Raw genomic sequence first — 10,831 nt, forward strand, 5'->3', positions numbered from 1 at the left:
CAACCTAAATTCCCACTAATTCTCTGTTTATGTTTGGTTTAGAACCCCACGTGCTGCTGCTTCTCGGCGTGTGCCTGCTGGCCGCCTGCGCGTTCGAGTTCGTCAACGGTTTTCACGACACGGCCAACGCCGTGGCCACCGTTATTTATACCAACACGCTCCGGCCCTGGGTGGCCGTCGTGTGGTCGGCGTTCTGGAACTTCATCGGCGTGTTTGCCGGTGGCATTGGCGTGGCCATGGGCATTGTGTACCTACTGCCAGTCGAGAGCTTGGTAGACGCCAACGTGTACCACGGCATTGCCATGGTTGGGGCCCTTATTCTAGGCGCCATTATTTGGAATGTGGGCACTTGGTACTACGGCATCCCGGCCTCTAGTTCACACGCCCTCATTGGCTCTATTCTGGGCGTGGGCATTGCTTATTCGCTGCTGCCCGAGTCGCGGGGAACTGCCGTGAACTGGGCCAAAGCCGGTGAAACGGGCATTGCCCTGCTGGCAGGTCCCTTGCTGGGCTTCGCGCTCACCATCGGCATGATGTTCTTGTTCAAGCGCTTTGTGCCCAGCAAGGCCATTTTTAAGGAACCACACAAGCGCAAGCCCCCACCCCTGTGGATTCGCCTGCTGTTGATTGTGACGTGTACACTGGTGAGCTTTTTCCACGGCTCCAACGACGGCCAGAAAGGCGTGGGCCTCATCATGCTGATTCTCATCGGCATCGTGCCCTTCCGCTTTGCCCTCGACGAATCCAAGAACCCCCTGGACCTGCGCGAGTCCCTTGGCAAAGTGGAGTACGTGATAAACCGCGTGAACCGGCAGGAATTGAGCCCCAACGACCAAAAGAGCCTGAGCGAAATGCAGGCCCAAACCGCCGACCTCGACCGCATCTTTGCCGGCATAACCCACGTCAAGGACTTGCCTCAGAAGACGCGCTTCGAAATCCGCCGAGACGTGCTGCTGCTGGCCAACCGTGCCAAAAAGTTGCTGGCTTCGCCTAGCATTAGCCTCAGCACCCAGGACCGCGACATCTACGACGCGGCCACCAAGGAAATGAAAACGTTCACGGACTACGCCCCCTGGTGGGTGCTGCTCATGGTGAGCCTCTCGCTGGCCGTGGGCACCATGATAGGCTGGCAGCGCATTGTGAAAACCATCGGCGAGCGCATCGGCAAGGAGCACTTGAGCTATGCCCAGGGCGCCTCTTCCGAGTTGGTAGCGGCAGCTATGATTGGGGTGAGCACGCAGTTTGGCTTGCCGGCTTCCACCACGCACGTGCTCACTTCGTCCATCGCGGGCTCCATGGTGGCCAGCCGCGGTGTGAAGAATATTAACCCCGGCATGGTGCGCAACATTGCCCTGGCCTGGGTGCTCACCTTGCCCGTAACCATGGTGCTTTCGGGGGTACTGTTCCTGCTGTTCCGCGCCTTGTTGGGCTAAGAAGCTCGGCCGATAAAAACACAAAAAAGGCTGCCCCTTAGGAGGCAGCCTTTTTTCATGCTCGGGTTATTAGCAAAATCTGCGGTTGCTAGTGAAACGACCAAAAAGGGGGATAACCCGGCTGTTTTCACTGGTTTGTCCACTTATCCACATCGAAATACCGTCAAAATGTGGATAAGTCGAATTTATTTGGGCCACTGCACCTCCATGTCGTCATTGATGAAGACGCCGAAATTCACGAATTGCAGCTCGCCTTCCTCAAAATATAAGTCAATCATGGACTTCTCGTAGGACAGGCGCACCGCTCCTTCTTCCATGGTTTCGAGCTCGGGCGTGGGCTGGTTGTGCGACTGCATCAGCGCCTTTATCTGGTCGACGCTTTGGCCGTAGATGGCCTCGCCGAAGAGGCGCATGTTGGGGTTGTCGGTTTCGATGCAGCTCAGGCGGAAGTCGTCTTCGCGGTCGAAGTACAAGGACAGCAGGTAGTCGTCTTCGTGGTAGTTCCAGGCTTGGTGCTCGAAGTCGTCGTCGTCGTCCGATTCTTCGATTTCTTCCGGCTCGCCCACCAGGGTACGCACCTCGTCCATGGTGGCACCAAAGCGCAGGGGGCCCATGCCGGTGCCCAGAATAATTTCGTTTTCCTCGATGCTGGAGGGTTGGTTGGTGTTCATGGGATTGGGGTGAAGGGTAGTAAACAAAGGTAGGCAGCGGGGCTAGTTGTCAGTTATTCGTGGTCCGTTGTCGGTAGCGGGGGCTGTTGCCTCACTTGGTACTTGGCTACGAACAACTGGCAACGGCCCTACTTGCCGTATTTCTCAATGAAGGCTTCTTTCTGCCGCAGGTACTCGGGGTGCACTTTGGCCTGGTCCCACTTGCGCTTGAAAATGGCGGCGGCTTCCACTTTGTCTTCGTCGGGGTGGGTGGTGCGGGGCAGCTCGGCACGGCCGTGGGCGCCGCTCTGGCCCTTCTTGTCGTCGGGCACGGGGCCGGCGTACTTCTTGCCGCCTCGGTGGTTGGCGTAGCGCCGGGCCCGCGTAAAGCCCATCTGAATGAATTTCCGGGCCATGTCGGCCCCCACAAAATCGTGCGCTTTCAAATAAGCTTCAAATAGCCCGTAAATGGTCTCCGACGACTCGGTGGCTGCCGCCGCGTCTTTGAAGCGCCAGTAGGGCAGGATTTCGCCTTTGTAGGGCTGTACCAGCAGCACGCCCTGCTCGCCCCGGCCCACGCGGTACAGCTCGGGGTGCTGCCGAAAATCAACAGTGTGGAAATCGAGGGTGTAATCGAACGGCATCCGGCGCTATACGCAAACCGAGCCGCCGCGGGATACACCCGGGCTTTCCATTCAGCCCAACTCGAGTGGGCACCCTAGCGCAATGTGGAATACCTGGGTGGATAGGTGGATAAGTTCAACTCAACTTCTGAATGCGCTAGGCAAGCCGCTTCCCACAGAAGCTAGTAGCGGAAGCTGCGTCTTTTCCCAGGAAGTGCGCAGCGCTTGTGGGCGAAGGGCGGCGCCACTTTTCGGGCCTGGCCTTTTCGGCGCGCTTGAGCCGGGCAAACGCCTCAGCCCAACGAGCCGCTTTGTGAAACAAAATTCTTGAGCTGAAAAGCAAACTTCTCAAATCGGGCCCAAACCCTTCAGTCGGGTTTTCCCCAATCTTAATTTTTTGTTAAATCTTTTTTCTAAAAAACCTTCTTTGTTTCCACTCATTAGGTCGGTTGATAAGTGGATAAGCTCGAGCGGTTATCCCCAGCGTGGAAAACGTGGGGGTAAGCAGGGCCTTATCCACGCACTATCCACCGCCATTGTGGAAAACAAACGGCTGCTAATCAGGCTATTATTTCCTTTTTCAACATCGGCCAGTGCTTTCCACATTTTTCCTGTCCCCACGAAAATGGGCATGTGGGAAGCCCGTCTGGCGTGGAAAAGTTATCCACGGTTATCCCCGCTCCTTCCGCCCTGTGCAGGGGTGCAAACCACCAAAAAAACTTGTACCCTACTTATCCCCGTTCAGCTTTCCACTATCCCCGAGGTTATCCCCGAAATTACCCCCAGAGCGAAATGAATGTGGAAAAGCCGGTGGAAAAGCGGTGGAATACCCTTCAAAAAGCCCCTCAGTAACTGGAATAAGCGAATAGTTATCCACGAATGTGGATAAAAGGGGCTCTTTAGGCGCATTGCGCCGTCCCAAGTCGAACCCAAGCCAAGTGCCACGAAGGCTAGCCCCAGTAGGGCTGAAATGTGAAAATTCGGGGCAGGGCCACCCTCTGTCGGGCAGCACTATTCATCGGGTAGACGGGCTTGCCGAGCTGGGTCCCGTGGCATTCCGAACAACAGAATCCGAATACTCCACTTTAGCAATGTAGTCCCTATGGCATAGAAAGCCCTCTGCCGGTGGCAAAGCCTAAAACTTGAGGGGCTCCACCATGTCGAAGCCGGACCGTACCTGCTGGGGGTTGGGGTCCAGGTATACCGGCTCGGGCGGGAGCAGCAGGTTGGGGTCGCCGTTGCGCCAGTGGCCATCGCCGTCGCTGTCAATCAGCACGCGCAAGTGGTAAACGCCGGGGGGCACGTCCGTAAAAAGGTAACTGCCCTTGGGCGAGGCCAGGCTGGCCACCACCTGCAGCTTGTCGTCGAGCAGCTGCAGCTCAAAGTTTTTCTCCTTGGTGGTAATCGGGCCCGACAGGCTATTCGACACGTCCTGCTCGCTGATGCCGAGGCGCAACGGCCGCAACCGCAAGGCCTGCCCCGTAATGGCGGTGATGGCCGTGCTGTCGAGTACGATGTCGAGCCGCGCGTGGGCCCTGCTATTGAACCGCACGATAAGGGCCGTGCGGTCGGGGCTGAGGGTGCCGTCGGCCGGCAGGCGCAGGGGCCGGCGCTTCGCTGAATCCTCGACCAGCGTGCCGAACGGCCGGCCCGTGGCCACGCGCACCGGTACGGCAAACAGGAACTTGACCTGGCCCTTGGGGAATACCGTGCGCGGGCTGCCATCCACTGAGTACAAGCTCGGGGGCGGGGTTTTTTTGCCATTGGTGGGGGCGGCCGGAAACTTCACCTGCAGCGTGTCGTGTCCCACGTTGCCGGTGCTGTCGGCCGTGGTGAGTAGGTAGCGCCCATCCCCTACCTCCGGGGTTTTGAAGAGCACCACCGTGCGGCCCCGGTCGGTGAGTAGCAGCGCCTCGGCCACGGCAGGCAGGGCCTGAGTTGAGCCAACCGGGGCCAGGGCTGCCGACCGCAGGCCTTCGCTGAAGCTCAGGCGCAGTTGCGTGGGGCTGGCCTGCCGGGTGGTGAGCAGCGGCGGGCGCCGGTCGGGCTGGGTGAGGACGAGCGCCACCGGCGCACCCGTGCTGCCGGCAATGGTGATAGGCGCGGGCAGGTAGGCAATTTTCTCGCCTTCGTCGTAGCGGCCGTTGGTGTTTTTGTCCACCAGGGCGTAGATTTTGTAGGGCCCGGCTTTGAGGAAGCTCAGGTTGAACTTGCCTTCCTTATCGGTGAGCACGGTGTAATAGGGCCGGCCGCGCTTCACGCCGGCGGTATCGGCCAGGCGGTAGAGGCCCACGCTGGCCTCGGCGATGGGTTTGGCCGTCAGTACGTCGGTGACGGTGCCGCTCACTTTGCCCGAATCCAGCACGGCGCCCGTGCTGAAGTTGAGGGCCGCGTTGGTGGCGGGCAGGCCCTCGGTGATGTCGACCACGCCGCTCCGGAAATTGAAGCTGTAAGTGGTGTTGGCGTCGAGCGGCTTGTCAAAAAGCAGGGTGATGGAGTTCCGCTCCTCGCGCAGCTTGTAGGGGTTGTCGGGGGGCAGCTGCGGGGTGATGAGCAGGTTTTTGCTCAAGTCTTTGGTGACGACGGGCTCCGAAAAGACCAGGCGCACGAACTGCTGCTTCACGTTGCGGGCGGCGCTATCCGGCGAACTGCTGATGCGGCGCGGCGGGGTGCGGTCGCGCGGGCCGCCCTGGGGCGGGGCTACGGCGGCGCAGCTTTCGAGCAAGGCAACCATTGCCAGCAAAGCCAGCAGTTCAGCGCGAACGGACATTATACAACAACGTGGTGAGAGTAAGCACAACAATAGCCGCCCGCTATGCCGCACAGAAGAAACCAGCGCGGCAGCGCCAGACTCGGCATTAACGACGGCAACGCGCCGAACGGTATCCGGTACAAAGGTGGGCGAAGGAGTTTAAACCGAATCCAGCCCAAGCCAAGGGATGGGTGGCACGGACGGCAGCAGTACCAATAAACCCGGGCCAGCAGCCCCTAACAGTCGACTTCGGCCGCGCATCTCCCCCATCGACAGGGTGCTTTAGGCCGCCGGGGTGCGCCGCCCGGCCACGTACAGCAAGCTGGAGTATTGCCCTTCGTGCTGCTCGGCGTATTGGTTCGACTTGTAACCCGCCTTTAGCACCGTGAGGATGCCCCCGGCGCGCTCTTCCTTATGCTTCTCGCTGAGCATGCTCACGTAGTAGGCGTCGAGCGGCATGGGCAGCGTTTCGCGGATGGCCAGCTTGTGCTTTTTGAGCAGCTGGGCCATGGTTTTGGGCGCGAAATGGTACAGGTGCCGGGGCACGTCGTAGGCCGCCCACAGCTCGCGGTAGTGCTGGGCGTCGAGGCTCTCCACGTTGGGCACGGCTATCAGCAGCACGCCATCGGGCTTGAGCAGGGCGGTGAGTTGAGCCAAAGTTTCGTTGAGGGTATGCACGTGTTCGAGCACGTGCCAAAGGGTAATGGCATCGAACGTGCCGGGCTCGAGCGCGCCCAGGCCGCCTTGGCCGATGGGCTGGCCGAGGCGCTGGCTTGCTTCTTCCCGGGCGCGGGCATTGGGCTCCAGGCCCGCTACTTTCCAGCCGGCCGCCTTGGCCGCGGCCAAAAAATGACCCGTGCCGCAACCGTAATCGAGCAGCTTGCCGCGGCGGGGCGCAAACTTGTTGAGCAGGCCCACCTTGCGGCGCATCGTGAAAAACCGGGCCACCTTGTAGGCTTGGTTCACGAGGCCGGCCGCGCCGCTGTTGTGCGAAACGTAGTCGTCGGACTCGTAGTACCGGCCAATATCCGCCTCGTTGGGCCGGGGATTGGTAAACTGGAAGCCGCAACCCTCGCACTGCACAATGGCGAAGCTTTCGTGGCTCACCGTGCGGTCTTCCACCACCAGCTTGTTGCGAAACTCGGTTTTGCCGCACACCGGGCAGCTTTCTAATCGTTCGTAGGACACGGATACTTCTAAAGGGCAAAACCTGGCCGGTTATAGTACGGCGCAGCAACTTTTATAGCCCAGCAAAGTTCGCAAGATTTTGGCGGCAATGGAACAGGCGCTTTTTTAGCCAAAAAGTCGGTCATGCGAGCGCAGCCACGCATCCCGTTTGTACAAGTAAACCAATCGGCTGTCCTGCATACTGACGAAGGAAGCATCTTATCGCCGCTGAACGACTCGTTCGAACGTGATAAGATGCTTCCTTCGTCAGTATGCAGGACAGCCGATTATATCTGGTTAACGCCCTTTACCGCCCCAGATACACCATCAGCACCGACACATCGGCCGGCGAAATGCCGCTGATGCGCGAGGCCTGCCCAATGGTTTCGGGCTGAATCTTGAGCAGCTTTTCGCGGGCCTCGTGGCTGAGCGCCGGCATGGCCCGGTAGTCGAGCCGGCCCTGAATCACGAAGTTTTCCAGCTCCTGCTGGCGGGCGGCCTGCTGGTGCTCTTTGGCCAGGTAAGTTTCGTATTTGATGTTGATGATGGCCTGCTCCAGGGCTTCGTCATCAAACGCCGCGAGGGCCGCATCCAGCGCGGGCAGGGAGCGGCGCAGGTCAGCCAGCTCCACGTTGGGCCGGCGCAACAGGTTCACCGCGCGGGTTTTTTCGTGGATTTCGGCCGAGCCTAGCTCAACCAGCATGGGGTTCGCCTCAGCCGCTTCGATGCCGAACTTCTGCAGCAACTCGGCTACTTCAGCGGTCTGCGCTTGCTTCATCCGTACTCTTTCCAGCCGCTCGTCCGAGGCTAGGCCCAACTCGTGGCCCAGTGGGGTGAGGCGCAGGTCGGCGTTGTCCTGGCGCAACAAGATGCGGTGCTCGGCCCGGCTCGTGAACATGCGGTAGGGCTCGTCGGTGCCTTTGTTTACCAAGTCGTCGATGAGCACACCTATATAAGCCTCGCTCCTTTTCAGGACGAAGGGGGCCTTGCCGTGCACCTTGTTGTGAGCGTTGATGCCGGCCATCAGGCCCTGGCAGGCGGCTTCTTCGTAGCCCGTGGTGCCGTTGATTTGGCCCGCGAAATACAGGTTCTGCACGCGCTTGGTTTCCAAGGTCAGCCCAAGCTGGGTGGGTGGGAAGAAGTCGTACTCGATGGCGTAGCCCGGGCGGAACATCTTGGCATTCTCGAAGCCCGCGATTTCGCGCAGGGCGCGGTACTGCACATCTTCGGGCAGCGAGCTCGAAAAGCCGTTGATGTAGCACTCCACCGTGCTCCAGCCCTCGGGCTCCACAAAAATTTGGTGCCGGTCTTTGTCGGCAAAGCGGTTGATTTTGTCTTCCACGCTCGGGCAGTAGCGCGGCCCCAGGCCCTTGATGCGGCCCTGGAACATGGGCGACTTCTCGAAGCCCTCGCGCAGGATGTTGTGCACCCGCTCGTTGGTGTAGGTGATGTAGCAGGGCCGCTGCTGCGTGAGGCGCGGCGTGTCGAGGTAGGAGAATTTGCTGGGCACGTCGTCGCCGCCCTGCACCTCCATTTTGGAGTAGTCGAGGCTGCGGCCGTCCACGCGGGGCGGGGTGCCGGTTTTCATGCGGCCGGCTTCAAAACCCAGCTCAAGTAACTGCTCGGTGATGCCGCGGCTGCCTTTCTCGGCGGCCCGACCGCCCCCAAAATTCTTCTCGCCGATGTGGATGAGGCCGTTCAGGAAGGTGCCATTGGTGAGCACCACCGACTTGCCCCGGAACTCGATGCCGAGCTGGGTTTTCACGCCCACCACGGCGTCGTTTTCCACCACGAGGCCGGTCACGGCTTCCTGCCAGAAGTCCACGTTTTTGATACCTTCCAGCGTCAGGCGCCAAGCTTCGGCAAAGCGCATCCGGTCGCTCTGGGCGCGCGGGCTCCACATGGCGGGGCCCTTGGAGCGGTTCAGCATCCGGAACTGAATCATGGTCTGGTCGGTGATGATGCCCGACTGGCCGCCCAGCGCGTCGATTTCGCGCACAATCTGGCCCTTGGCCACGCCGCCCATGGCCGGGTTGCACGACATCTGGGCGATAGTGTTCATGTTCATCGTCACCAGCAGCACTTTCGAGCCGAGGTTGGCGGCCGCGGCCGCGGCTTCGCAGCCGGCATGGCCCGCACCCACTACAATGACGTCGTAATCTTCTTGCTGAAACATAGGCGCGCGAGGTCTCGCGAAGTTTTAAATGGAAGGCTCGCCAAGGCGATAAAGGCTGTAACCAAGCTTTGCGCAACTTGATTGCAACTTTGCGGAGCTTAGCGCGAAAAAAGCCAGCCCGGCGTTGCGAGTTGCAAAATTACGAAATCAAAAACCCGCAGCCAGTTTCACGTGAAACGAGTTGCGGGTTCAAAAATTCGGGTTAAAGCACAGCCGTAGTTACTCGGTCAGGCCCGTTAGCTTTTCGGCGAGTTCGCGCAAGCCCTCGGGGAGCCAGTCGGCCAGCAGCTCAACTGAGTGGGCAGTTACGGCTGCGCGGGAGTACGTTTGCCACCGGCCCCTGACGCTGTCGAATACTTCGGTGGCCGCCGCGCTCAGCGACAGCTTGTAGTCGAATTTCGGGTAGTCGTGCACCACGTAGCCGGGGTAATAATAGTCCAGGTCCAGGCGGCGGGCATAGTCGGTTTTTAGCAGAAGCAGGTACTTGCCCAGGCTGTGCTGCCGATACGCGGGGTCGTAGAAATTCAGGATGCCGGCCACGCTGCGGTCGCCGCGGTCGAAGATGCCGGCGGCCACGAGACGGTGGCCGTCGCGCAGCTCAATAATGTACGTGTTGAACACGTTGTGCTCGGCCCCACCCAGCAGCACGGCCTCCACGGTGGACGAGGCATCGAAGGTGATGGCGCTGCGGTAGCGGGCGTACAGTTCTTCGTGCTCCGCGGTGAGCCGAAACGGCTGGATACTGGCCGCAAACCGGGCATTGCGCCGAATCAGCCGGCGTGGCTCGGCGCCCCACTCCACGCGGGGCAGCACCACCCGCAGCCAGTGGGCGGTGTAGATGCGCCCATTAAAAGGCACAAACTGGCAGGTAAACAAGTCCTGCTGCATGCGGTAGTAGCCCAGGCCTAGGTAATAATCCAAGGCTTCGCCCCGAATGACGGGCAAACCAGAAGAAGAGGCGGACATAAAACGGGGCGAAAAACGGGGAAGCAGGTACCGCGGCCAGCCGGGCCTGGATATGCCAACGCCCACTAAAAGCGGGCGTCGAGTAGTTTCAGAATAAGCAGAGCAGGACCTAGAAAGTTCGCAACGACAAGCAGTGGTCTTCCTTGGCCCGCATGGCCGTTTGGCTCAGCAGGTCTTTGTCGTGGTAGCCGAGCAGGTGCAGCACGCCGTGAATCATCACGCGGTGCAGCTCGTCGCGGAAGCTCACGCCCAGGTCCTGGGCATTTTCGCGCACCCGCTCTACACTGATGAAGATGTCGCCCTCAATGATGTCGGCATCGTCGGAGTTGTCGAACGTGATGACGTCGGTGAGGGTGTCGTGGTCCAGGTACTCAACGTTGAGCTGATGCAGGTAGTCGTCGGAGCAGAAGATGTAGGTGAGCTGCACGATGCGGTGCTCGTGCACAGCCGCCACGCGCTCAATCCACTCCACGAGGCTTTCGGCGTCCGAGAGTTCAAACTCAGGCACGTCTTCCACCATGAATTCGATGCCCGGGGCTTCGTGGTGCAGCTCGCCGGGCGGGAAGTTTTCGTGGTGGGGCGGGCCCACCGGCGGGGTGCTCATCATGCGGTTTTAGGCGGCGAGATGGTCGGCAGTGGGGGTTTCGTCGACGGGCGCCGACGTGAGCTGAAACGTGAGCTGCACGCGGCGCCCTTCTTTGCTAAACTCCACTTCATCGGCCAGGTGGCGGATGAGGAAGATGCCGCGGCCACCTGGGTTTTCCAGGTTTTCGGGGGCGGTGGGGTCGTCGAGGTTGTCGTAATTAAAGCCGGCGCCCTCGTCTTCGATTTCGAATTTGAGCAGCTGGGGCTCTACAAACAGCGATAAATAGACGTTTTTGTCTTTATCGAATTTGTTGCCGTGGCGGATGGCGTTATTCACCGCTTCGGTCACGGCCACCATGATGTTGCCGTAGATATCGTCCTCAATCTGAAAGGTATCCTTGGAATTATCGATAAAACTCTCCACCACGCGGATGTTTTCGACGAGCGACGGAATCTGAATTTTTACCTGCTTCATAAGG

The 10,831-nt window shown here is 59.9% G+C and carries 9 protein-coding genes; 1 reads left to right on the top strand and 8 read right to left on the bottom strand.

Going from position 1 to position 10,831, the window contains the following annotated elements:
• Window positions 1-29 precede the first annotated feature (29 nt).
• Window positions 30-1,433, top strand: a complete 1,404-nt coding sequence (locus LJ738_RS10165; RefSeq protein ID WP_227786208.1) for an inorganic phosphate transporter — start codon at window positions 30-32, stop codon at window positions 1,431-1,433.
• 185 nt (window positions 1,434-1,618) lie between these two features.
• Here the strand turns inward: LJ738_RS10165 and LJ738_RS10170 are convergent, their stop codons facing one another.
• The 8 genes from LJ738_RS10170 to LJ738_RS10205 form a co-directional block, all read right to left on the bottom strand.
• Window positions 1,619-2,131, bottom strand: a complete 513-nt coding sequence (locus tag LJ738_RS10170; RefSeq protein ID WP_227786209.1) for a hypothetical protein — start codon at window positions 2,129-2,131, stop codon at window positions 1,619-1,621.
• 101 nt (window positions 2,132-2,232) lie between these two features.
• Complete coding sequence (locus tag LJ738_RS10175; protein WP_227786210.1) at window positions 2,233-2,727, bottom strand: DUF4385 domain-containing protein; 495 nt, start codon at window positions 2,725-2,727, stop codon at window positions 2,233-2,235.
• Between the two features lie 1,114 nt (window positions 2,728-3,841).
• Window positions 3,842-5,476: an Ig-like domain-containing protein gene (locus LJ738_RS10180; RefSeq protein WP_227786211.1), complete on the bottom strand. Its 1,635-nt coding sequence runs from the start codon at window positions 5,474-5,476 to the stop codon at window positions 3,842-3,844.
• Window positions 5,477-5,740: 264 nt separating this feature from the next.
• Window positions 5,741-6,646 carry a methyltransferase domain-containing protein gene (locus LJ738_RS10185; protein ID WP_227786212.1) on the bottom strand — a complete coding sequence of 302 codons (906 nt, stop codon included), beginning with the start codon at window positions 6,644-6,646 and terminating at the stop codon, window positions 5,741-5,743.
• Between the two features lie 286 nt (window positions 6,647-6,932).
• The gene (mnmG, locus tag LJ738_RS10190) at window positions 6,933-8,801 is read right to left on the bottom strand and encodes a tRNA uridine-5-carboxymethylaminomethyl(34) synthesis enzyme MnmG (RefSeq protein ID WP_227786213.1); all 1,869 of its coding nucleotides are present in this window, start codon (window positions 8,799-8,801) and stop codon (window positions 6,933-6,935) included.
• A gap of 219 nt (window positions 8,802-9,020) precedes the next feature.
• A complete protein-coding gene (locus LJ738_RS10195; protein WP_227786214.1) occupies window positions 9,021-9,767 on the bottom strand; it encodes an arginine-tRNA-protein transferase in 747 nt (248 codons plus the stop codon).
• Between the two features lie 109 nt (window positions 9,768-9,876).
• Entirely contained in the window at window positions 9,877-10,374 is a 498-nt protein-coding gene (gene ybeY, locus LJ738_RS10200; RefSeq protein ID WP_227786215.1) for an rRNA maturation RNase YbeY, read from the bottom strand.
• A 6-nt stretch (window positions 10,375-10,380) separates the two neighbouring features.
• Entirely contained in the window at window positions 10,381-10,827 is a 447-nt protein-coding gene (locus tag LJ738_RS10205; protein ID WP_068190488.1) for an ATP-binding protein, read from the bottom strand.
• Between the last annotated feature and the right edge of the window lie 4 nt (window positions 10,828-10,831).

This window comes from Hymenobacter plasmatis (genome assembly GCF_020711255.1).
In the GTDB taxonomy this organism is placed as follows: Bacteria; Bacteroidota; Bacteroidia; order Cytophagales; family Hymenobacteraceae; genus Hymenobacter.

Bases quoted from the DNA above. Each gene is read 5' to 3' on its own strand.
- LJ738_RS10165 (WP_227786208.1), top strand. From the start codon at position 30: ATGTTTGGTTTAGAACCCCACGTGCTGCTGCTTCTCGGCGTGTGCCTG.
- mnmG (WP_227786213.1), bottom strand. From the start codon at position 8,801: ATGTTTCAGCAAGAAGATTACGACGTCATTGTAGTGGGTGCGGGCCAT.
- LJ738_RS10195 (WP_227786214.1), bottom strand. From the start codon at position 9,767: ATGTCCGCCTCTTCTTCTGGTTTGCCCGTCATTCGGGGCGAAGCCTTG.
- LJ738_RS10180 (WP_227786211.1), bottom strand. From the start codon at position 5,476: ATGTCCGTTCGCGCTGAACTGCTGGCTTTGCTGGCAATGGTTGCCTTG.
- LJ738_RS10205 (WP_068190488.1), bottom strand. From the start codon at position 10,827: ATGAAGCAGGTAAAAATTCAGATTCCGTCGCTCGTCGAAAACATCCGC.
- LJ738_RS10175 (WP_227786210.1), bottom strand. From the start codon at position 2,727: ATGCCGTTCGATTACACCCTCGATTTCCACACTGTTGATTTTCGGCAG.
- ybeY (WP_227786215.1), bottom strand. From the start codon at position 10,374: ATGATGAGCACCCCGCCGGTGGGCCCGCCCCACCACGAAAACTTCCCG.